The 22,480-nt window shown below is 66.5% G+C and carries 20 protein-coding genes and 1 pseudogene; 16 read left to right on the top strand and 5 right to left on the bottom strand.

What is annotated here, in order from left to right; genetic code table 11:
* Nucleotides 1-150 precede the first annotated feature (150 nt).
* Nucleotides 151-1,535 (top strand): annotated as a pseudogene (gene eccB, locus MNAB215_RS03730) (type VII secretion protein EccB).
* On the opposite strand, the gene mycP reads toward eccB, so the two are convergent.
* Complete coding sequence (gene mycP, locus MNAB215_RS03725; RefSeq protein ID WP_077077509.1) at nucleotides 1,500-2,810, bottom strand: type VII secretion-associated serine protease mycosin; 1,311 nt, start codon at nucleotides 2,808-2,810, stop codon at nucleotides 1,500-1,502. The pseudogene eccB and the gene mycP sit on opposite strands and share 36 nt — an antisense overlap.
* A complete protein-coding gene (gene eccD / locus MNAB215_RS03720; RefSeq protein ID WP_077077508.1) occupies nucleotides 2,801-4,192 on the bottom strand; it encodes a type VII secretion integral membrane protein EccD in 1,392 nt (463 codons plus the stop codon). Before eccD ends, mycP begins: the two co-directional genes overlap by 10 nt.
* A gap of 128 nt (nucleotides 4,193-4,320) precedes the next feature.
* Between eccD and eccCa the strand changes: the two genes are divergently transcribed.
* The 11 genes from eccCa (at nucleotide 4,321) to MNAB215_RS30005 (ending at nucleotide 15,181) form a co-directional block, all read left to right on the top strand.
* Nucleotides 4,321-8,073, top strand: a complete 3,753-nt coding sequence (eccCa, locus tag MNAB215_RS03715) for a type VII secretion protein EccCa (RefSeq protein ID WP_077078393.1) — start codon at nucleotides 4,321-4,323, stop codon at nucleotides 8,071-8,073.
* Nucleotides 8,070-9,296 carry a type VII secretion-associated protein gene (locus tag MNAB215_RS03710; protein ID WP_077078392.1) on the top strand — a complete coding sequence of 409 codons (1,227 nt, stop codon included), beginning with the start codon at nucleotides 8,070-8,072 and terminating at the stop codon, nucleotides 9,294-9,296. Before eccCa ends, MNAB215_RS03710 begins: the two co-directional genes overlap by 4 nt.
* A 75-nt stretch (nucleotides 9,297-9,371) precedes the next feature.
* On the top strand, nucleotides 9,372-9,698 hold the full coding sequence (locus MNAB215_RS03705; protein ID WP_108637528.1) for a WXG100 family type VII secretion target: 327 nt from the start codon (nucleotides 9,372-9,374) through the stop codon (nucleotides 9,696-9,698).
* 15 nt (nucleotides 9,699-9,713) lie between these two features.
* A complete protein-coding gene (locus tag MNAB215_RS03700) occupies nucleotides 9,714-10,010 on the top strand; it encodes a WXG100 family type VII secretion target (protein ID WP_077077506.1) in 297 nt (98 codons plus the stop codon).
* A gap of 103 nt (nucleotides 10,011-10,113) precedes the next feature.
* Nucleotides 10,114-10,398 carry a hypothetical protein gene (locus MNAB215_RS03695; RefSeq protein WP_131829080.1) on the top strand — a complete coding sequence of 95 codons (285 nt, stop codon included), beginning with the start codon at nucleotides 10,114-10,116 and terminating at the stop codon, nucleotides 10,396-10,398.
* A 538-nt stretch (nucleotides 10,399-10,936) separates the two neighbouring features.
* Complete coding sequence (gene rplM / locus MNAB215_RS03690) at nucleotides 10,937-11,380, top strand: 50S ribosomal protein L13 (RefSeq protein WP_077077504.1); 444 nt, start codon at nucleotides 10,937-10,939, stop codon at nucleotides 11,378-11,380.
* Between the two features lie 131 nt (nucleotides 11,381-11,511).
* A complete protein-coding gene (rpsI, locus tag MNAB215_RS03685) occupies nucleotides 11,512-11,904 on the top strand; it encodes a 30S ribosomal protein S9 (RefSeq protein ID WP_425436421.1) in 393 nt (130 codons plus the stop codon).
* Nucleotides 11,905-12,031: 127 nt separating this feature from the next.
* Nucleotides 12,032-13,369 carry a phosphoglucosamine mutase gene (gene glmM / locus MNAB215_RS03680; RefSeq protein WP_077077502.1) on the top strand — a complete coding sequence of 446 codons (1,338 nt, stop codon included), beginning with the start codon at nucleotides 12,032-12,034 and terminating at the stop codon, nucleotides 13,367-13,369.
* 45 nt (nucleotides 13,370-13,414) lie between these two features.
* A complete protein-coding gene (locus MNAB215_RS03675; RefSeq protein ID WP_077077501.1) occupies nucleotides 13,415-13,744 on the top strand; it encodes a DUF7162 family protein in 330 nt (109 codons plus the stop codon).
* Between the two features lie 2 nt (nucleotides 13,745-13,746).
* A complete protein-coding gene (locus MNAB215_RS29925) occupies nucleotides 13,747-14,679 on the top strand; it encodes a hypothetical protein (protein ID WP_077077500.1) in 933 nt (310 codons plus the stop codon).
* Nucleotides 14,660-15,181 (top strand): hypothetical protein, encoded by a 522-nt coding sequence (locus MNAB215_RS30005; RefSeq protein WP_108637527.1) that lies wholly within the window; start codon nucleotides 14,660-14,662, stop codon nucleotides 15,179-15,181. Before MNAB215_RS29925 ends, MNAB215_RS30005 begins: the two co-directional genes overlap by 20 nt.
* A 5-nt stretch (nucleotides 15,182-15,186) precedes the next feature.
* On the opposite strand, the gene MNAB215_RS03660 is transcribed toward MNAB215_RS30005, so the two are convergent.
* Together MNAB215_RS03660 and MNAB215_RS03655 are read right to left on the bottom strand one after the other, a co-directional pair.
* Complete coding sequence (locus MNAB215_RS03660; RefSeq protein ID WP_077077499.1) at nucleotides 15,187-16,230, bottom strand: LLM class F420-dependent oxidoreductase; 1,044 nt, start codon at nucleotides 16,228-16,230, stop codon at nucleotides 15,187-15,189.
* A 44-nt stretch (nucleotides 16,231-16,274) separates the two neighbouring features.
* Complete coding sequence (locus MNAB215_RS03655; RefSeq protein ID WP_077077498.1) at nucleotides 16,275-17,207, bottom strand: LysR family transcriptional regulator; 933 nt, start codon at nucleotides 17,205-17,207, stop codon at nucleotides 16,275-16,277.
* 145 nt (nucleotides 17,208-17,352) lie between these two features.
* Here MNAB215_RS03655 and MNAB215_RS03650 point away from each other — a divergent pair, with 145 nt between their 5' ends.
* On the top strand, nucleotides 17,353-17,934 hold the full coding sequence (locus MNAB215_RS03650; RefSeq protein ID WP_077078390.1) for a class I SAM-dependent methyltransferase: 582 nt from the start codon (nucleotides 17,353-17,355) through the stop codon (nucleotides 17,932-17,934).
* Nucleotides 17,935-17,937: 3 nt separating this feature from the next.
* On the opposite strand, the gene MNAB215_RS03645 is transcribed toward MNAB215_RS03650, so the two are convergent.
* Nucleotides 17,938-18,777 (bottom strand): dienelactone hydrolase family protein, encoded by an 840-nt coding sequence (locus tag MNAB215_RS03645; RefSeq protein ID WP_077077497.1) that lies wholly within the window; start codon nucleotides 18,775-18,777, stop codon nucleotides 17,938-17,940.
* Nucleotides 18,778-18,934: 157 nt separating this feature from the next.
* On the opposite strand from MNAB215_RS03645, the gene glmS reads away from it, so the two are divergent.
* Genes glmS through MNAB215_RS03630 form a run of 3 tightly spaced genes read left to right on the top strand, consistent with a single transcriptional unit; the run spans nucleotide 18,935 to nucleotide 22,421 of the window.
* The gene (gene glmS, locus MNAB215_RS03640) at nucleotides 18,935-20,800 is read left to right on the top strand and encodes a glutamine--fructose-6-phosphate transaminase (isomerizing) (RefSeq protein WP_077077496.1); all 1,866 of its coding nucleotides are present in this window, start codon (nucleotides 18,935-18,937) and stop codon (nucleotides 20,798-20,800) included.
* Nucleotides 20,801-20,809: 9 nt separating this feature from the next.
* Nucleotides 20,810-21,655 carry a DUF4436 family protein gene (locus MNAB215_RS03635; RefSeq protein ID WP_077077495.1) on the top strand — a complete coding sequence of 282 codons (846 nt, stop codon included), beginning with the start codon at nucleotides 20,810-20,812 and terminating at the stop codon, nucleotides 21,653-21,655.
* 52 nt (nucleotides 21,656-21,707) lie between these two features.
* Complete coding sequence (locus tag MNAB215_RS03630; RefSeq protein ID WP_108637564.1) at nucleotides 21,708-22,421, top strand: rhomboid-like protein; 714 nt, start codon at nucleotides 21,708-21,710, stop codon at nucleotides 22,419-22,421.
* The last annotated feature ends 59 nt before the right edge of the window (nucleotides 22,422-22,480 follow it).

Genomic DNA, 22,480 nt, shown 5'->3' with positions numbered 1-22,480 from the left:
CCGAGGGGTAGGTACGCGGTGTGAAATCACGGGCCAATTTTACCCACTATCAGCGGGAACGAAACTTCTGAAGTTGTGGATGGGCGACCTTAGGTTGGCGTCGCTCGGCCTACCGTGAGCACGATCGGTTCGCGAATCGTGGAGGTGTCAATGTCGCGTCAGCCGACGACGTGGCTGCAGGTCAGCGGCTACCGATTCCTGCTGCGTCGCGTCGAATGTGCGTTGCTTCGGGGCGACACGTGCCCGTCGGGCCAGCCCCTGCGGGCGCGGACGGCGCCCCTGATGATCGGATGTGCGCTGGCCGCCATCGCAGTGGTTGGCAGTGCTTTGCTTGCTTTACTGCGGGGAGAAGCAGAGCTCGATCATGCGCAGATCGTGATGGGCAAACAAACCGGAGCGCTGTATGTGCGGGTCGGTGACACCTGGCATCCAGTGCTGAACCTGCCCTCGGCGCGATTGATCGCGGGGACATCGGCAAACCCCCAGCCCGTGCCAGAGTCCGCATTGAGCCGGACGAAACGCGGCCCGCTACTGGGTATTCCGGGTGCTCCGCAGTTCATCGGTCCGCTGTTGTCGGGCGACGACTCGGTTTGGACGATGTGCGACACGGGCGACGCTGCGGCTACGACCGTCATCGTCGGAGCCCTTGAACGAGCGTCGGTCCGTCGCCTGGCCGACGAGCAGGCCATCCTGGCGGCATCGGGCCCGGGTTCGCCGACGTACCTGCTCTATAACGGGCAACGGGCCGTCGTCGACCTGGCGGATCCCGCCGTAGTGCGCGCGCTGCGGCTCGAGGGACGCAGGCCGCAGGTCGTCTCCCCGCTATTGCTGAACGCCCTTCCGGAGGCCACGCCGATCACGACGCCACGAATTCGCGGGGCCGGCGACAAAGCAACCGTGTTGCCCGGAATTCCGGTCGGTAGCGTGCTGCGGATCGCGGGCGGCGATGGTGACGAGTATTACGCCGTTCTGGCCACCGGGTCCAGCGCATCGGCCGGGTCGCCGCGGACCTGTTGCGTTTCAGCGACGCGCACGGCACAGCCGGCATTGTCACGGTGGCGCCCGATGTCATCCGCGATACTGCGGTCGTCAACACGCTGCCCGTAGCGACCTTCCCCGCCCACGCTCCGACATCGCTGATCGCCGATGGTGCCCTGTGCGCGACGTGGGTCCCCGGGGCGTCCGGGTATTCCGGCGTCACGTTGCAGACCGGCGCCCTCCCGCCGGTGCCCGGTGGACGGGCGCCGGTGATGTTGTCGCAAGCCGACGGCCATGGTCCTGCGCTAGACGCGGTCTATCTGCCCCCGGGCAGGAGCGCCTACGTGCGGGCGGAAGGCCACGTCGGCGCGCGGTACCTCATTGTCGACACCGGGGTGCGGTTCGCGATTCATGACGACGACGCGGCGCGTGATCTCGGTCTGCCACCGGCGGTGACTGCGATCCCCTTGCCGCTCCTGGCGGCACTGCCGGCGGGACCCGAACTCAGCAAGGCAAACGCGTCAGTCGCCCGGGACACGGTCGCGACGGCTCGCTAGCCGAGGCTTGGCTGCGCCTACGAGCAGCACTGCCAGCAGAGCGACCACGCAGACAGCCGCGCCGCGCAGCGCAGTGTCGCGGCCGGGGGAGTCCGGCGGTCGTGGCGGCGGCGGCGCGGCGGGCGGAACTGGAACGTTCGGCGGCGTGGGGGTGTCAGCAGCTGGCATCGAGTCGGTGCTGACCGCGGCGAGGACATTCACTGCACCGTTGCCGACGAACGGATCCCATCCGCCGGGCGGGTGATGCGCGGTCGACTCGATGCGTTGCATGACCTGCCGCGCGGACAAGGCCGGGAACCGGGCCCGGATCAGCGCGGCGAGGCCGCTGACAATCGGTGCGGCGAAGCTGGTCCCAGACAACGGCGCCGATCCAAGCGACGTCATCCCTTCGCCGGTGGCGGCGACGTCCACCCACGGACCCGCGAGGGTGAATGCCGACCTCGCCCCGTCGGCGTTCACCGAACCGACAGTCAAGACGTAGTCGTCGTACCAGGCCGGGCTGACCGCTACTGAAGCGGTCTGCCAGGTCGCGTCCGCTCGCTGTGGCGGACACTGCCCCGCTCCGCCCGTGTTGCCGGCCGCCGCGACGATGACTGCGTTCTTCACGTCAACCGCATAGGCCAGCGCGGCACCAAGGGCTCGATCATCCGGTGCCGATGCCACCGGAACGCACGCAACCGACGAAATGTTGATCACCGATGCGCCCAGATCGGCGGCCGTCCGGACCGCTCTGGCCATCGTGTCGACATCACCCACCCCGGCACTCGACGTGCCGCCGGCGAGGCCGAATTTCGGGCTGGACTGGCGGATGCTGATCAGGGTGACGTCGGGCGCGACGCCGCTGAAGCCATCGGAATCCGGTGCAGCAGCGACGATTCCGGCCACCAGGGTGCCATGCGCGTCGCAATCCTGCGTGCCGTCGCCATTGAATACGTAGTCCCCGCCGGGTACCAGGGCCGGCAGTCTGCGATGTCGCGAAACACCGGTGTCGATGATCGCGACTCGTTGGCCCGCGCCGCGGGAGAGCTGCCACACCCGTGGCAGATCGAGATTGGCGAGCTGATTGCGACCCGTGCCCGAGTCGTCGGCCACCACAGCGCAGACATCGCGCTGCACGGTCGGCCGCGGGGGCGCGGGCAAGGCCGGCTTGGGCAGCCACCTGTCGTCGATCTCCGGTGGTGAAACCGCATGCGCCAGTGGGATTCCGAACTGGGACAACGCGGTAAGCGCCGATATCGCCAGCGCATGCGCCATGCGCGTCGCGGTCAACGCCATGTCGGATACAGGCCACGGACGGCGTCGTAGCAGCCGCACACCCAACAGGTCAGAGGCACCACCGCGACCAGTGCCACACACTCCAGCAGGTCGATGCTTCGCCGCATCAGGGGTGAAAGCGTCAGTGCAGGAACGACGAAGCCCAGCAGGGCCGCGAGAGCGACCGTCGTCGCGGTCGCCGCGGCGATCCAGGGTGCACGTTGCGGGGCACTGAGTGCCGCGAGGCCCAATGTTGTTCCAATGGTGACGACGCCACCGACAACGCAGGGCAGCGTTCGGCGATCGATGAAATTCGCGCGTAGCAACAAGACGACACCGGTCACGGCCGCAAAGGCGATGCCATCGAACTTCGGTGTTCCCGCCAGCGCGGTAACCATGGAACCCGCCGCCGCAGAGGCCGAGAAGGCCGCGAGCAGGCTCGTCAGCCACGCGTCGGCGCGCGTCGCTCGCGCTGCCCACGCGTCGGTGCGGGGCTCGAAGGTATCCAGTTCCGGTGCGGCTGGAAGTCTGGGAGCCAACCCGGCCAAGATGATCGACAGCCGCGCCGCTGCCCCCAGCAGGCCCAGTGATATCAGGGCGGTCACCGAGCTGATGGCCCGGGGTGGGGCGCCGGTCACGACGCCGGCCAGTGCAGCGAGAGCGACGAGCACGGCGAAGCATGCGAACGAGGTGAATATGACTGCGCCACAGCCGGATATACGCATCGCGAGTGTCGATGTGACGGCGGCCGCCATGGCGGCGAGTAGTAGATGAGGCCCACCGGGAGCGCCCGGCACCATGAGAAATGCTGCCAGCGAGGCGAATACCGTGGCGATCAGGCCCAGTGTCAGTCCGGCGCACGAATCGTGATAGGTGCGGTGTGCGAACGTCGCGAACATCAGCGCGACCAGGCCGGCCAGCCCGGCGATGCCTGCGGCAACATGCTGTGTGTTGTTGGGGACAAAGGAATCTCGAATCAGCGCCAAGCCGCCGATGACGGTCAGGCAGCCGGCGGCCAGCGCGCCGCTAAGCCGGGCGGCTTGACGAGCCCCGGTCCGACTTGGGGTTCGGGCATTCAGTGCCGCCGACACCGCGTCTGCCGGGTCGTCGTAACGGGCGACGGGTACCGGCGCCCGCCCGTGGCTGAGGATCAGCACGTCCCCATCTCGGATACCGTTCTGCGCTAACGTCATCGACCTGTGCAATGCGGATGTACCGGGGCGGGAAAGTTGATAACGCCTCGCAGTCAGATTATCGGGGCTCTGGGTGCCGCGGCTTTGTACCAGGTCAACAATGGGCGGCACCAGGGCGGCGACGGGTATCTGCGACGGGAGCGCCACATCGACGACGGCGCTGCCGGCATAAATCGAGACGCGGCGGAGTCCCGAATCGGATACAGGCAAAGTTGATCCCTTCAAGCTCGGGTTATCGGCACGCTAATGGCCCTTCGGTCCAGCGGTATTCGGCTGTCCACAGGTGAGTTGCTGGTGCGCCCGGCGCTACCTACCGTGATCAGCGGGTGGAGGGCAAGATGACTCAGGGAGACGTGCCTGCGGTGCGGCGGCCGCCTGCACGGGTGGCGGGTGCGGAGATCGCCGTGGCCGCACCGCCCGAGTTGGCGCCCTCGTCATCGCCGGGCTTGTTGGTGCGCCTGTTGCCGCTCGTCATGTCGGTCGCGACTCTGGGTATTACGGCGGTGGTCTTTTTCTCCGGGTCGGACGCGACTCGCAATCCCACGTTTCTGGTCTTCCCGTTGATGATGGTGGTCTCGATGGTGCTGACCGTGATGAGTGGACGCGGTCAGCGACGGGGGCGTGGTATCTACGACGATCGAGTCGACTATCTCGGGTACCTCAATCGCCTGCGTAAGACGGTGATGGAAACGGTTGCGGCGCAGCGTTCATCGCTCGAGTGGAGCCATTGTGAACCGGATACGTTGTGGACGCTGGTCGGCGGCCCGCGGACGTGGGAGCGGCGAGCCGCCGGCGCCGATTTTGGCCGCGCCCGCGTAGGCCGTGGGGCCCAACCGCTGGCGCGGCGTCTGGTGCCACCGGAGATCGTGGCCGCGGAGCGTTGTGACCCGGTCACTGTGGTGGCCATGCGTCGGTTCATTCGCACCCACGCCGCGATCGACGCTGTGCCGATCACGATCTGCCTACCTGAGATCGGGCTCGTGGTGATCGATGGCGAAGCGGATGTGGTGCGCGGGCTGCTGCGGGCCATGATCTGCCAGCTGGCGGTGCTGCACCCGCCGGATCAGCTGCTCATCGCCGGCGTGATCGGAGATCGCCGACAGGCCGATTGGGATTGGCTGAAATGGCTTCCACACAACCAACACCCGACTGCCACCGATTCCGTCGGGCCTGTGCGCATGGTGTATGGCAACCCGGTGCAGATGCACCGCGCGCTTGACGGTGCCGGTCTGCCATATCTGGTAGTGATTTCCGACGTCGACGAGGAGGTCGAATTCGACAGCGGGGTGGCGATTTCGCGCATGACAGTGCTGCGGGCCGGCGTCGGGGGCTCGCCCGTGACGCTCAGATATGGCGGTGAAACACAGCCGCTGGGGTGCCCGGACCACCTAGACACTCTTGACGCGCTGATATGTGCGCGCCGACTCGCCGCGCACCGCGTCAACGCGGCGAGTCCGTACCCGCACTCCGACGCGGGATGGGCAAGCCTGATCGGTGTCGAGGACATTGCACGGTTCGATCCAATCAAGTTGTGGGACAGCCTAGATCACGACAGTCGACTTCGCGTTCCCATCGGAACCAGTGACGTCGGCGCGCCGGTCGAACTGGATATCAAAGAGCCCGCTGAAGGCGGTATGGGGCCACACGGGCTCTGCGTAGGCGCCACCGGGTCGGGCAAGTCGGAGCTTTTGCGCACCGTGGCGTTGGGCATGATCGCGAGCAACTCCCCGGAAGTGCTCAACCTTCTTCTCATCGACTTCAAAGGCGGTGCGACATTTCTCGACTTGGCGCCCGCGCCGCACGTCGCGGCCGTCATCACTAACCTGGCCGAGGAAGCGCCGCTGGTTGCCCGGATGCGAGATGCGCTTGCCGGCGAGTTGAACCGTCGCCAACAGCTGCTGCGGACGGCAGGCTGCGTCAGCGTTGCGCGATACCAGCATGCGCGCCGGGCCGGAAAGCAATTGGCCGCCTTACCGACGTTGTTCATCATCGTCGATGAGTTCTCCGAATTGCTCAGCCAGCATCCCGATTTCGCGGACATGTTCGTGGCGATCGGTCGGCTCGGCCGCTCGCTGGGCATGCACCTGCTGTTGGCCAGCCAGCGGCTCGACGAGGGCAGGCTGAGAGGGCTGGAATCCCACCTGTCCTATCGGCTCTGTCTGAAGACCCTGTCCGCCAGCGAATCACGGACGGTGTTGGGCACCGCCGATGCCTTCGAGCTCCCCGGCACGCCGGGGGTGGGCTTTCTTCGGTCAGGCAGCGGCGAGCTAGTCCGCTTCCGGGCCGCATTTGCTTCCGAGCCGTTGCGGACCCATGCACCGACCGGTGCGGCGGCGCTCGGCGGGGCGCCACTGCCATGTGTGCAGCCGTTCACGGCTGGGGTCGTCGGACCGGTCACGGGACCCATCGACGTCGCGGGAGTGCCGGACCGAAGCGTCCTGCGAGCGGTCGTCGAAAGGCTGGCCGGGCAGGGGCCGGCTGCCTATCCGGTCTGGCTGCCGCCGCTCAGCGCAGCCCCGCCACTCGATCGCCTGCTGAGCGATACCGAGACCGCGCGGTCCGGCTTGACTGTGCCCCTCGGCGTCGTTGACCGTCCTTTCGAGCAATGCCGAACACCGTTAATCGTCGATTTATCCAGCGCTGCTGGCAATCTCGCTGTCGTGGGTGCGCCGCAAGCGGGCAAGTCGACGGCGCTGCGCACACTGATCACGGCGCTGGCTGCCACGCACGATCCAGGTCGCGTGCAGTTCTATTGCCTGGACTTCGGCGGTGGGACACTGGCGTCGATAGGCACCCTGCCACACGTCGGGGCCGTTGCGGGCCGTGCCGAGCCGCGACTTGTTGGTCGAATCGTCACTGAGCTCGAATCGATCGTGCGAACCCGCGAGGCTAGGTACCGTGATCACGGCGTCCATTCGATTGCACAGTATCGTCAGCTGCGCATCGACCGAACCGACGTTGCGGACGAGGATCCTTTCGGTGATGTCTTTCTCGTCATCGATGGCTGGGGAAGCCTCCGCCACGAGTTCGGCGAGCTCGAGGAATCGATTATATCCCTTGCTGCCCAAGGGCTTTCGTTCGGCGTTCACGTCGTCTTGTCGGCCTCGCGCTGGGCGGACATCAGGCCAGCGCTGAGGGACCAGATCGGCACGCGCATCGAATTGCGACTCGGCGACCCGACCGACTCTGAAGTTGACCGCAAACGGGCGCATGAAGTGCCGCACAACCGACCTGGGCGCGGACTGTCCCGCGACGGCCTGCACATGGTTCTTTCCCTACCCCTGGCGGGAGACGAGCCATGGCGCGATCACGGTGCCTTAGTTGCGCCTCCCATACCGTTGCTGTCCACGCATGTGGATCACGAGGCCGTCGTCCGCCAGGCGGGCACGGATTTGAGCGCTCAGATCCTGCTCGGTCTCGAAGAGCGCCGACTGCAGCCGCTCGCAGTGGATTTCGAGCGGGAGTCGCATCTGCTGATCCTCGGCGACAACGAGTGCGGAAAGACCGCAACGCTGCGCACTCTGTGCCGCGAGATCATGCGGACGAAGACCGCCGCGCAGGCTCAGCTGTTGGTAGTGGATTTTCGGCGCTCCCTGCTTGGGGTGGTCGAGTCGAAGCATCTGGGTGGCTACGCCATGTCGCCGGCCGGACTGGCAGTAGTGCTTCCGGATCTGCGAGAACTGCTGAACCGGAGGATGCCTCCTGTGGACGCGAGCCAGACACAGCTGCGCAGCAGGTCCTGGTGGTCGGGGCCGGATGTCTTTGTGGTCGTCGACGATTACGACTTAGTCGTCGCCCCGGCGGGCAACCCACTTGGCGTTCTGCTCGAATACCTGCCTTATGCAAGGGATCTGGGATTGCACCTCATCATTGCGCGACGTAGTGGTGGGGCGGCGCGCGCCTTGTTCGAGCCGCTGTTGGCGGGACTGCGTGACTTTGGTTGCCTGGGACTAATGATGAGCGGCCGGCCCGATGAGGGCGTGCTTATGGGCTCGGGCCGCCCGGCGCGGTTGCCGCCGGGACGTGGCGTTTTCCTCACTCGTACTGGTGAAGAGCAGCTGGTGCAGGTGGGATGGTGTCCGGATTCATGAGCGCTCATCGCGCGATTATCGAAGCCGGCCCCGGCGTGATTCGCCGAATATGCTGTAGCGCAGACGCAAACGCTGATCTCGACACCGAGATCCTTGACGCTGCTTTGGCTGGCGTCGATGACCCCGTGGCATTGGTCGGCGAGCGTCCGGTCGCCGTCGATTCGCTGTGGAGGGCTGCGCTGCGGTCGCTGGCCTGCGCGAGGCAGGGCGCGCTCATCGTCCATCCATCGTGGTGGTCGTCGTCGCGAGTCGGTGTCGTCACCGCGGGCGCGAAGGGCCTGTCTGGTGGGGTCTTAGTGCGGCCGCGATCGTGGCTGTTGGCGCACGCGTCCAAAGCCGATCGTGAGGTCATCGTGGTAGAGATCGCCGAGCGGTTGGTGGCGATCGTCGGTACCGAGATTGTTGCCATACCCCGCACGAAGGAACCACGTCACCTCGCCATGGAGATCGTCAGGGTAATCGACGAGATGTGTTCCGATGCAACGGCTGTCGTGCTGGTCGATGCGGCGGCCGCGATTCCCGGGGGCTCGGTGCTTGCGACCTTGATCGCCCGCGCGGTGCGCGATAGCGGGCAGTCCGTCATGGAAATCGATGAGCCCCGGCTGTCGCGGGTGGCGGTGTCGGCGCAGTCGACTCTGACCGAAGTTGGTGAGACGCAGCCGGCCGCCCCGCCGGGCCCGTCGCGAATCTGGAAGTTGAGGGGGTTGGCGGCCGCCGCTGTCGTCCTCGTGGCGGCAGTGCCGGTGGCAGTCGGAGTGGGTCACCCTAGTGTCGCACCCGCGACCGGCGTGCCGACGACATTTCTGGTGGAAGGGCGCGTGGCGCTGGCGGTCCCGGCGAACTGGACCGTTCAGCGGGTCTTGGCCGGGCCGGGATCGGCGCGAGTGCAAGTGACGTCACCGACCGACGCCGAGGCGGCCTTGCATGTCACGCAATCGCCGGTTGCTCCTGACGAGACGTTGAGCGCGACCGCTGAGCGGTTAAGGCGTGCGATCGGTTCCGAGCACGACGGTGTGTTTGTCGATTTCAACCCGTCCGGGTTCAGCGCAGGGCGGCCCGCGGTGACCTACCGGGAAGTCCGCGCCAACCATCAGGTGCGCTGGACGGTGATAGTCGATGGGCCAGTCCGGATCAGCGTCGGGTGTCAGAGCCGGCCCGGCGCCGGCGATGCGATTCGCACCGTGTGCGAGCAAGCGGTGCGGTCCGCCCACGCGATCGGATGAGGATCGGAAGAAATCGAACGGAACCAAATCGGCCGAGCCGCAGTCGTACTTGATATCAGCACGAAAGGAGATCGAGTGAGTACTCCAATGGGCGCGGACACACTGTCCACCGACTTTGACCTGATGCGCGCGGTCGCGGGCACGACCGACACGCGCAACGAGGAAATCCGGGCGATGTTGCAGGCGTTCATCGGCCGCATGAGTAGCGTGCCGTCGTCGGTGTGGGGTGGACTCGCGGCCGAGCGGTTCAAGGACGTGGTCGACCGCTGGAACGCCGAGTCGACGAGGCTCTACCACGTCCTGCATTCGATTGCCGAAACCATTCGGCACAACGAGGCCACGCTTCAGGAAGCCGGCCAGGTACACGCACACCAAATCGCCGCAGCTGGCGGGAACCTGTGATCGAGAGGTACTTCTGTGGACCCGGCGCTTTCATACAACTTCGGCGAAATCGAGAACTCCGTTCGACAAGAGATCCACACGACGTCGGCTCGTTTCAACGCCGCTCTAGACGAGCTGAGATCGCAAATTGCCCCGCTACAGCAGCTATGGACCCGCGAAGCGGCGGCCGCCTACCAGGTCGAACAGGTCAAGTGGCACCAGGCTGCGACAGCGCTGAACGAGATCCTGATTGACCTGGGAAACGCGGTGCGCGACGGCGCGGAAGAGGTAGCGAACGCCGATCGCCGTGCGGCAGGCATCTGGGCGCGGTAGCCACCAGATAACAAGCTCTGTGTTGGTCCCGACGGAAGGAGAGCCGCGGGACCAACACAGTTAATCTTGATGGACCTACAGGTTGGGATAGGAGGTGGCCCGCATGACAGTCGCACAAGACCGCGGCGCTTACGGCGAACCGCCCGCCAGGCTGCAGGCAGACCAATCGGCCGAGTTTCACGTAGCTGCCCCGCATCCTGGCGCCGTATTCGTCAAGGTCGTCGATGCCGATGGCTCAATCCACCTGCTGCCATGGGAGACCTTGGACGACGCCGAGAAGGCGATGTTGCGTGACGCTCGGCTACGCGAGGAAACCCTTGAGGCGTTGGATGCGTTTCAGTCTGGCGAAGGCGTTTCGTCTGACTGGTTGTTCGACAGCGACGAGTGAGTGGATCGCGACCTTCGCAGGTGACGTTAAGTCCCGGCGTGGACTCCTGGTGACGAATGGCTAGAGATCAACCGGCACTTGGGCGCGAAGTTCAAAAAGGTCAAGAAGGCCATTAAAAACATGCGTGACGTGGGTCCCGCATATCCCGGCTTTCATTACATGCGATGAAGCACCTGGCAGCTCACGACGGAAGGAAGATTTGGAATTCATACGTCGAGAGCCGGACGCCGAGCGCTTGGCGCATGTACTGGATTTACGACGACGACGGCGGAATCTACGTGCTGTCCATCGGGCCACATGATCATCACCCTGGCGGGGATTCCGGCTGACTCTTGGCCTGTGGAGTCAAACCCCGCTCACCACCACCCACGCACGCGTTTTGACCTGCGGGGATGAGCGTCGGTATGCTGCTCCGTTGGCGTGCGGTACGCCAGGGCTCGGGTCAATGTCGGTCGCCGAGATCACCCTCACCGCGAACGCCTGACCGGCACCCGGCTAGCACCGGGATCCAACCCGAGAGAAAGAAAAGGTAAGCGCTGTGCCCACCTATGCTCCCAAGGCGGGTGACACCACGAGGTCGTGGTACGTCATCGACGCCACGGACGTGGTGCTTGGCCGCCTTGCCGTTGCGGCAGCCACCCTGTTGCGCGGCAAGCACAAGCCGACGTTCGCTCCCAATGTCGATGGCGGGGATTACGTCATCGTCATCAATGCCGAGAAAGTTTCCCTCAGCGGCGACAAACTGCGGAACAAGCTCGCTTACAGGCACTCGGGCTATCCCGGCGGTCTGCACAGCCGGACGATCGGTGAGCTGCTGGAAAAGCACCCCACCCGCGTTGTCGAGAACGCGATCGTCGGCATGCTTCCGCACAACAAGCTGAGCCGTCAGATCCAGCGCAAGCTGCACATTTACGCAGGTCCGACGCACCCCCACAGCGCCCAGCAGCCCGTCCCGTTCGAGATCAAGCAGGTGGCCCAGTGACCGAAACAACCGAGGCAGCCGTCGAGGTTGCAGACGTCGAGACCGCAGACGTCGAGACCCCTGTCGTCGAGGTTGCCGACGTCGAGACCCCCGTCGAGGAGGCTCCGGCAGCCAAGCCCGCCGAGTCCTTCGTGTTCGAGCGGCCGATCCAGACCGTCGGCCGCCGCAAGGAGGCCGTGGTGCGGGTGCGCCTGGTGCCCGGCACCGGCAAGTTCGACCTCAACGGTCGCAGCCTGGAGGCCTACTTCCCGAACAAGGTGCACCAGCAGCTCATCAAGGCTGCGCTGGTCACCGTCGATCGGCTGGAAAGCTTCGACATCTTCGCGCTCCTGCACGGCGGCGGGCCCTCGGGCCAGGCCGGCGCGCTGCGCCTGGGCATCGCCCGGGCCCTGATCGTGGCCTTCCCGGACGACCGGCCCGCGCTGAAGAAGGCCGGCTTCCTCACCCGTGACCCGCGCGCCGTCGAGCGCAAGAAGTACGGCCTGAAGAAAGCCCGCAAGGCGCCTCAGTACAGCAAGCGCTGATCAACCATCACTTTCTGGCCGCGACCGCGCACTCTTCGGCGTGTCGTCGCACAAATGTGCGCGGTTGCGGTCACAAAGGAACGGGCATGGTTATGTCCGGAACCGCCAACTGTGAGAGGTTTGTTCGATGGGTCGACTATTCGGCACCGATGGTGTCCGCGGAGTCGCCAATCGCGAATTGACCGCTGAGCTGGCGTTGGCGCTTGGTTCCGCCGCGGCGCGCAGGCTCGCGGATGCCCGGAAACCGGGTCGACGGGTCGCCGTGATCGGCCGCGATCCGCGTGCCAGCGGCGAAATGCTGCAGGCCGCGGTGATCGCCGGGCTGACCAGTGAAGGCGTTGACGCGCTGCGCGTCGGCGTGCTGCCCACCCCGGCGGTGGCCTACCTGACCCGCGCCTACGACGCCGACTTCGGCGTGATGATCTCGGCGTCGCACAACCCGATGCCCGATAACGGCATCAAGATCTTCGGCCCGGGCGGCCACAAACTCGACGACGGCACCGAAGACCAGATCGAGGATCTGGTCGCGGCCGGCCCGGGGTTGCGCCCGGTGGGTGCCGAGATCGGCCGGGTGATCAACGCCGAGGATGCCGCCGAGCGCTACCTGCACCACGTGAGCAGGGCCGGCACGCTACGGCTGCACGGCCTGACCGTCGTCGTCGACTGCGCCCACGGCGCGGCCTTCTCGGCGGCGCCGCGCGCCTACCGCGCCGCCGGTGCGCAGGTCATCGAGATCAACGCCGAACCCAACGGCCTCAACATCAACGACAACTGCGGGTCCACCCACCTGGATTCGCTGCGCGCCGCGGTGCTCGCCCACGGCGCCGACCTCGGCCTGGCCCACGACGGGGACGCCGACCGCTGCCTGGCGCTGGACGCCACCGGCGAACTCGTCGACGGCGACGCGATCATGGTCGTACTCGCGCTCGCCATGCAAGAGGCCGGTGAGCTCAATTCCAACACGCTGGTGACCACGGTGATGAGCAACCTCGGGCTGCACCTGGCGATGCGCTCGGCTGGAGTTACGGTGCGCACCACCGGAGTTGGCGACCGCTACGTCCTCGAGGAGCTGCGTTCGGGCGACTACAGCCTGGGCGGCGAGCAGTCCGGCCACATCGTGCTGCCCGCGTTGGGCTCCACCGGCGACGGCATTGTCACCGGCCTGCGATTGATGACACGTATGGTGCAAACCGGATCGTCGTTGGCCGAGCTCGCCTCGACCATGCGGCCGATGCCGCAGGTGCTGATCAATGTCGAGGTCGCCGACAAGGCCACCGCCGCCGCCGCGCCCTCGGTGCGGACCGCCGTCGAGGCGGCCGAGGCCGAATTGGGCGATACCGGCCGAATCCTGTTGCGCCCCTCGGGAACTGAGCCGATGATTCGCGTCATGGTGGAGGCGCCCGAAGAAGACGTCGCGCAGCAGGTGGCCAATCAAGTCGCCGCGGTGGTCAGCGACCAGCGCTGATCGTCTTGCTGGAACCCCGGCGCCAGGTTCGGCGTCGGATTAGGCATGAGATTCGAAAGTCGAGCACGACACACCACCTCCGGCTCTACCGGGGTCGACGTCGCTGCAGTACACCGGGTTGCCGACCAGTTCAGCGCCGCAGCCGAACTCATCAACGCCGCGGTGGGCGATCACCTGGCGCGGCTGAGTTTCAGCGGCGCGAACGCGGGCCGGGCGTACACCGCGCGTGGTGACGCGTTACGCAACGAGCTGGAGCGGCTGGCAACGCTGTTGACTCAGTGGTCGCGGGCTTCGGTCGACATCGCCGACGCTCTTCGTGCCGGCGCCGACCGCTACGCCGATGCCGAGCTGTATGCCGCCGCACGGATCGCCTGACCGTGGCCGACCGGTTGGATGCGACCCAGCGGCTCGCCGAGGCCAGCGTTGCCGTCGAGCACACGCAGACCTACGTACGGGCGTGCCAGGCGCTCGGCTACGCGAACCCCGAATTGACTTCGCGCCCTTCGCAAATCCGCGAGTGGTTCGGCAGCGAAGACGGCCTTGACCTTCTGGCGCTGGACCGCGACTGTGCAGAGCTGCGGGCAGCGGGCGACGCGATCGCCGAGGGCCTGCGCATTCAACGGGCCCAAGCCACCCAGCTGGCAGCGGCCTGGACGGGGCCCGGCGGTGAGGCCGCGGACCGGTTTCTGCAGCGCCATTGTGATGCCGCGAACATGGTGGCCACCGAGGTGCGTGCCGCCGCCCAGCGGTGCGAGTCGCTGCGCGACAACCTGTGGTATCTGCTCGACGCGAAGGTCGCGACCACCATCGCCATCGACGACCGAACCCAGGCGAAGCGGGCGGTGTGGCTGGCCGCCGCGGCCGAGGCGACAAGCGGAACGGCGCCGGGTTCGACGGCCGAGCAGATCGTCGGCCAACAGGTAATGCCCTACGTGGACAACGATATTCGCAACGACTGGCTGGCGGTGATGCGTTCTTCGCAGGCCAATTTCGCGACGTCCTACGACATGGTCATCGACAGGATGGCAGCCGTGCCTGCCGTCCACTTCGAATCCCCGGGCGATCTTGGACCTGGCTTGCCACCACTGCCGGCGTCGCCGGAGGTGCCCGGTGCGTCGCCGGCGGGGGGGGGCAGCCAGGGCCCAAAACCCCCGCGGGGTCGGAGGGGGCGGGGGGGGCGGCGGCCCCCCCCTCCCGGGCCCCGGTGTGGGGCGGCGCGCGACAGGGCCGCGGAGGAAGCAACCCCCCCACCCACGCGCGCGGGCCCTGCCCGCAGCGCCGACTCCGGACGTGGGGTCCGCGCTCGGTGACGCCTCGGCCCTCCCCGCCGGCGCGGGAGGTCTCGGCGGTCTGGGGGACATGGGTGCCGGGTCGGGCCTGGGCGGACTGGGCGGGCTCGCCGGCCGCATTGTCGACGCGATGACCGGCCTGCTGGGTTCGGCGGCCGACGGGCGCAGCGATCCGGCGGGGCTCGACGATTCCTCGGATGGCAAGGATCCCTTCGATGACACCACAGCTGACGACGATCCCTTCCGCCCCGACGACGAGCACGATGACGATGGCACTGAAGATGTCCACGAAGGCGCTGACGATGCACAGGAGGCCCGACCGGTCGACGACCCCCCGCCTGCCGACGTACCGCCCCCCGTCGATGCCCCGACGCCGCCCGTCGACACGCCGCCACCGCCGGATGGGGCGGCGCTTGACGTGCCTGCTCCTGCCGCCGCGCCGGCCGGGGAACCCGCGCCACCGGTCAGCGGGTCAACGCCGTGTGAGATTGCCGCAGAACAGCTTCCGCAAGCAGGGCAGTGATGGGCTCAGGCGGGCCGCAGCGCCAGCACCTCCTCGACGAAGCGCAGGGCTTCGCCCGTGTCGGTCGCGGCAGGGCTTGCCAATAGCGTGGTCACCCCGGCCTCGGCGAAGGCGGCCAGGCGTTCGGCGACGAAACCACGCGGGCCGACGAGCGACATCGCGCGCACCAATTCGTCGGGCACCAAGTCGATCGCCTCACGCTTGTGGCCGGACAGGTACAGCTCCTGGATGCGGTCCGCGACCTCGCCGTAGCCGTAACGTGTCGCCAGGTTGTGATAGAAGTTGCGGCCCTTGGCGCCCATGCCGCCGATATAGAGCGCCAGCTGCGGCTTGACCCAGGCCAGCCGCTCCTCGACGTTGTCGCCGATGGCCACTGACGCGTGCACCATGATGTCCAGCGGCCCCAGCGCGGGATCCCGCTTGGCCTTACCGGCGGCCAGCGCCTCACCCCATACGGTGTGTGCCTTCTCGGGATGGAAGAAGACCGGCTGCCAGCCCTCGGCGATCTCGGCGGTGAGCTCGACGTTCTGTGGGCCCAGGGCCGCGATCGTAATCGGAATACGCTCGCGCACAGGATGATTGATGAGTTGCAGCGGCTTGCCCAGCCCTGTCCCACGCTCCGCGGGCAACGGCAGCTGATAGTACTTGCCGTCGTATTGCACCCGCTCCCGGCGCCACACCTTTCGGCAGATCTCCACGATCTCGCGGGTGCGACCGATCGGGGCGTCGAACGCGACGCCGTGGAATCCCTCCATCACCTGTGGCCCGGACGTGCCGATTCCGAGACGGAAGCGGCCGTCGGACACGAAGTCCAAACCCGCGGCGGTCATCGCCAGCAGCGACGGTGTGCGGATATAGATGGGGAACACCCCCGAGGCCAGCTCGACGGTGCTGGTCTTGGCTGCCAGATAGCCGAGCTGGCTGACGGCATCGAAGGAATACGCCTCGGCCACCACCGCGATGTCGATGCCGACCTTCTCGAGCTCGACGATGCGGTCCACGCCCTCTTTGAAGCCGCCCGAATAATCCAGAGCGATCCCGATTCTCATCCACGACAGATACCACGCCGACCAATGCGCTCCGCGGCTGGGCGCTAGTGGGCGCCGCCCGACGGAGTCGCCGGTTGGCCCAGGGATGCCGCCGCCATGATGTGGTCCCGCAACCATCGCGACGGGCGATCCCCGTCGAGGCGTCGGTGCCACCTCAATTCGACTGTCACCATGGGCAAGTCGAGCGGAATCTCGTGCCATCGCACCGGAACCTGACGATCGACCAGGTGTCGCGCGAGGACGCCCGGGACCAGGGCGATGACATCGTCTTCGAGCGCGAGCAGGGCGGCGACCGCGTGGGTGGAGACGACGGCGATGACCCGACGCGAGCGCCCCATCCGTTCCAGCGCATCGTCGATCAAGCTCGGAGCGCGGGCTCGCGCCGGGGCGATCTGCGGATAGCGGCAGAACTGCTCGACGGTCAGCCGGCGGGCGCGCCCCAATCGCGAGTGCGCGGACACCACCGCGACATACCGTTCGCTGTACAACGCCGCAACCTTGACATCGGGGGCGGGTGGCTCGGCCAGGCCGATGTCGAGGTCGATGGATCCGTTGCGCAGCGCGTCGGGATGGTCCGAGTCGTCGGGCACGAAGCGAAGACGGATGCCAGGGGCTTCGCCCGCGATGCGACCGATCAGCCGGGGCGCCAACACCGGAGCCAGGCCGTCGTTGATGCGCACCGTGAACGACCGCCGCCACGTGGGCGGTTCGCCCTCGGAGGTGTCCGTCAGAAGCTCGGCCGCGCCTTCCAGCAGTGCCCTGACCCGCCCCGCCGATCGCAGTGCGAACGGCGTCGGCACGAGTCCGCGCCCGGCCCGCACCATGATCGGGTCGTCCATCGCGCGGCGCAGCCGGCCGAGGGCCCGGCTGGTCGCGGGCACTGAAAGATGCAGGCGCTCAGCGGCTCCCGACACACTGCCGGTGTCCATCAACGCGTCGAAGACCCGCAGCAGGTTCAGATCGAGGTTGTCGCTCACCACACACCGCCCCACCAGAGTTGCATCTCGCGCAAAGTATATGTGCGGTTTTTGCAGTAGACATCAGTGGTCGCGCACGTTTAGCTCGTATCAATGACGCGCCTCGTCATGACGAGCGAAAGGAGCGACGATGCCCACCACACTTTTGGACACTTTCACCAAGCAGGTAATGCGGCGCACGACACCGTACTTCCCGCACCAGCTGGCATTCATGCTCGACAGTCCGGTCCACCGCGCGCTGTCGAATCCTCCGCGCGTCGCCGAGCAGCTTGACCTGACCGGGTCGGAATGTGTTCTGGAACTGGGACCCGGGCCGGGACTTTTCAGCGTCGAGATCGCTCGCCGGATTCCCGACGGCCGGCTCGAACAGTTCGACCTGCAACCCGAAATGCTCGACAAGGCCCGGCGCAAGCTTGAAGGCGCCGGATGCCGCAACGTAGGCTTTCACTCCGGCGAGGCAAGCGAAGGACTTCCCTTCGCCGACAACACCTTTGACCGGGCTTTCCTCTCCGCGGTGATCGGTGAGGTTCCGGACAAGGCGGCATGCCTGGCGTCGGTGCACCGCGTGCTCAAGCCCGGTGGACTACTGATATTCGCCGAGCGCTTCCCCGACCCCGACCGGCTCAGTGTCGCGGAGCTGCGTCGTCTCGCTGAGCCCGCTGGCTTCGAATTCCTTGATACACAAGGCAATATCTGGCAGGACGTCGTCCGGTTCACCCGGCGCTGACCGCTACTTCAGCAGCGCGACGATCTTGTCTTCCAACGCGATCGGTTCGGCCTCGGGGTCGGGCCGGTCGGTCTTGGGCAGATGCACGTCCGGATCGGCGAACTCCCGATAGGTCTTGTCGCCGCCGAGCGTGTAGAGCAGGTAGCCGGTCACCAGCGCCCGAACCGATCGCTGGGTGCGGCGATGCGGGCCGGGCAGCCCGATCGCCTGCGTGAGCCGCCGGCCCTCCACCAAGCCGCCCGGTTGGGCTTTGCTGACGATGCGGAGAGTGGCCGTCTGCCACGCTCGCGCCAGCGCCAGCGCGTTGGAATTCAGCGTCTTGGGATCGCCGGACGCGGTCAGGATCAACCCCGGCACCTTCAGCGTCGCGGCCGGCTGCTCGGCCGGGGGACTGGTGACGGCCGGAAACATCGAGACCGCCGCGGCCAGCCTGCTCGGCATGCCGGCCGCGGCGAACACGGCGGCCGAGGCCCCGAAACCGTGCCCGATCACGCCGAGCTTGGCGTGGTGCACGCTGATCTTGCCCGGCCCCAGCCGCACGCCCGCGACGATGTCCAGGGCGGTGCCCAGGTCGGAGGCCAGGGTGAGCACCGACGGCGCCAGGCCCCGCTCGGTGTCGGGGGCGCCGGCCACGATGCCCCACGACGCCAGATGCTCCAGCAGACCCGAATAGCGGGCGGAACCGGACAGCCAGTCGTGCCCGAACGCCACGCCGGGCAGATTCAGCCCGGCTTCGGGGGTGTAGACCACCCCCGGCAGCCCGGCAAAGGCCAGGTCACCCCGCAAAACCTTGTGCGGTCCACGGCGGCTGAGGGCGGCGACAAGTTTGCGGATGCGGGCCACCCGTCGACGTTAGCGCAACCCCTTCGGCCCCGGCCGTGTGCTCAGGGCGACAATTTGGGGCAAATCCCGCCCTGAGCGCACGCTCGGCGCCGTTTCAGCACGCCACCGGCATCGCGGGTCGTCAGGCCGCGGGTCCGGCTGCATTATTCTGGTCAGAATGTGCGGAATCGTCGGCTACGTCGGGCAGGCCCCTGCCTGCCGCGTCGTCGTGGACGCGCTGCGCCGGATGGAGTACCGCGGCTACGACTCGTCGGGCATCGCGCTGGTCGATGGGAGCGGCAGACTTACCGTATGTCGCCGCGCCGGCCGGCTGGACAACCTGGAGCGGGCGATCGCCGAGATGCCGCCGGGCTCGCTGGACGGCACCACCGGCGTCGGCCACACCCGCTGGGCCACCCACGGGCGCCCCACCGACCGCAACGCCCACCCGCATCGCGACGCCGCCGGCAAGATCGCGGTCGTCCACAACGGCATCATCGAGAACTACGTCGTCCTGCGTCACGAGCTGGAGCAGGCCGGCGTGGAGTTTGCCAGCGACACCGACACCGAGGTCGCCGTACACCTGGTCGCACAGGCGTACCGCCACGGCGAGACGGCCGGTGATTTCCCCGCGTCCGTGCTGTCCGTGCTGCGCCGGCTCGAGGGCCATTTCACGCTGGTGTTCGCCAATGCCGATGCCCCCGGCACCATCGTGGCCGCCCGCCGGTCGACCCCGCTGGTGGTCGGCATCGGTGACGGCGAGATGTTCGTCGCCTCCGATGTGGCCGCGTTCATCCCGCACACCCGCGAGGCCGTCGAACTCGGCCAGGATCAATGCGTGGTGCTCACCGCCGACAGCTACCGCATCACCGACTTCGACGGCAACGAAGACGTCGAATACCGCGAGTTCCATATTGATTGGGACCTGGCCGCCGCCGAGAAGGGTGGCTACGAGTACTTCATGCTCAAAGAGATCGCCGAGCAGCCCGCCGCGGTCGGCGATACCCTGCTCGGCCATTTCGTCGACGGCCGGATCGTGCTGGACGAACAGCGGTTGAGCGACCAGGAGCTGCGCGAGGTCGACAAGGTGTTCGTGGTCGCCTGCGGCACCGCATACCACTCCGGGCTGCTGGCGAAGTATGCGATCGAGCACTGGACGCGGCTTCCGGTAGAAGTGGAGCTCGCCAGCGAATTCCGCTACCGGGACCCGGTTTTGGACCGCAGCACGCTGGTGGTGGCGATCTCCCAGTCCGGTGAAACCGCGGACACCCTGGAAGCGGTACGGCACGCCAAGGCGCAAAAGGCCAAGGTCTTGGCGATCTGCAACACCAACGGCTCGCAGATCCCGCGCGAGTGCGACGCAGTGCTCTACACCCGCGCCGGGCCGGAGATCGGCGTGGCCTCGACCAAGACGTTCCTGGCCCAGATCACCGCCAACTACCTGGTCGGCCTTGCGCTGGCGCAGGCCCGCGGCACCAAGTACCCGGACGAGGTCGAGCGCGAATACCGTGAGCTGGAAGCGATGCCGGACCTGGTGGCCCGGGTGCTCGCGAACATCGAACCCGTGGCCGCCCTGGCTAATCGGTTCGCCAAATCCTCGACCGTGCTGTTCCTGGGCCGCCATGTCGGTTATCCCGTGGCGCTGGAGGGTGCGCTCAAGCTCAAGGAACTGGCCTACATGCACGCCGAGGGCTTCGCCGCCGGCGAACTCAAACACGGACCGATCGCATTGATCGAAGACGGTCTGCCGGTCATCGTCGTCATGCCGTCACCCAAGGGCTCGGCTACACTGCACGCGAAGCTGATGTCCAACATCCGTGAGATTCAGACTCGTGGCGCGGTGACCATCGTGATTGCTGAGGAGGGCGACGACACAGTGCGCCCCTATGCCGATCACTTGATCGAAATACCCTCGGTGTCAACGCTTTTGCAGCCTCTGCTGTCGACCATCCCGCTGCAGGTATTCGCGGCGTCGGTGGCGCAGGCGCGCGGTTACGACGTCGACAAGCCACGGAATCTGGCCAAGTCCGTCACCGTGGAGTAGCCCATGCGCATGAGGCTGGGAGTCTTTGGTCTTGTGCTTTTCATCGGTGCCTACGTCACTTCGATCGTCTTGTACGCGCAGAGCGGTATGGGTCACGCGCGTGAAATCAGCGGAATCGGCCCGAAATCGGCCGACTGGACTGAGGTGACTGTCGACGTCGAAGAAATTCAGTCGAAAAGCAGCCTGCTTCAGGCCAACCTCAACATCACACCCGCGCCGCAGATGTTGGATCCGCTAACCCATGCCCTCAAGGAAGACTTCACCCTGGTGGCCTCGTCGGTGTTGACGACCGGCAAGCGGACCTGGCGGAAGGGCACCGTGGTCGATGTCGTCCGCATCTCGGGGGCACTCGACGGCGACGTCGCTAATTGGCCCTTCGATCGCTACCACACGGGTCCGATCGATATCGCAGTATTTTCCGGCGCCGACCAGATAGCCCAACCGGTGACAATTACGTTGGTCGACCGGCTGCTCGGCTGGAAAATCCAGGTCAATCACCTCGGCACGGGTGAGCACAGTCCCTACCAGCTGATCTTGTACCGATCGCCCAGCACGGTGGCGTTCGGTGTGCTCATCCTCGGCGTATTCATCGCGCTGGCCGCCTTGGCCTTCTTCGTGGCGTTCCAGACGGTTCGCGGCCGGCGACGATTCCAGCCGCCGATGACGACGTGGTATGCGGCAATGCTGTTTGCGATCATGCCGCTGCGCACCGCGCTTCCCGACGCGCCGCCATCCGGATGCTGGATTGATGTGACGATCGTGCTCTGGGTGATCGTCGTGCTGGTGATCTCGATGGTGCTTTACATCTATTGCTGGTGGCTGCATCTGAAGCCCGAACCGGCCAAGCCGACCTGACACGTTTGCCGAACGAGCGCGGAGCGACGTCAAGCATGCGAAGGTGGACGCCGTGGCGGATGGACCGGTGGCGAGGCGGGTGCGCGGCATGGCGCTCGCGATCGTGCATTTTGTCAGCGGCGCGCCCCTGACCTACGGCTGGCTGCTCGTCCTGACGATCACCACGGTCGTCCAAAATGAACTTCCCGGGCGGCAATTGCACTCGATGCTGATGCACCGTTCCACCAACATTCACGAACTCGGCAGAGATCCACTCGACGTGCTGTTCTCCAGCCTGCTGTGGATCGACGGCCGGAGCCTGGAGCCGTACCTGCTGTTGTTCACGTTGTTTCTTGCGCCGGCCGAACACTGGCTTGGCCACTTGCGTTGGCTCACTGTGGGATTGACCGCCCACATTCTCGCCACCTATATCAGCGAAGGCATCCTCTACTTTGCGATCGAAAAACACGACGCATCGGAAAGGCTGGTTCATGCCCGCGATATCGGGGTCAGCTACTTCCTCGTCGGCCTGATGGCTGTGCTCACGTACCACATCGCGCGGCCGTGGCGCTGGGGCTATATCGGGGTACTGTTCGTCATCTTCGGGTTTCCGCTGATCACGATGGACCGTGTGGAGCTGAACTTCACCGCGATCGGTCACTTCGCCTCACTCCTCATCGGCCTCTGCTTCTACCCGATGGCCCAAGAACGTAAACGTCCACCGTGGAACCCGGCGAGGATCAAAGGCACTGTCCAGCGAGTTTTTTCCCGCCAGCGGGCAACCTGACACACGCCCTCCTGCGCGGGGCGAGGGTGTGGTCGAGGTCGCACCCAAAGCGCTGCTAC

The sequence above is a fragment of the Mycobacterium numidiamassiliense genome, assembly GCF_900157365.1.
Lineage (GTDB): Bacteria > Actinomycetota > Actinomycetes > Mycobacteriales > Mycobacteriaceae > Mycobacterium > Mycobacterium numidiamassiliense.
Note: the sequence above shows the minus strand (reverse complement) of the source record. Positions and strands in the feature narration are given on the sequence as shown.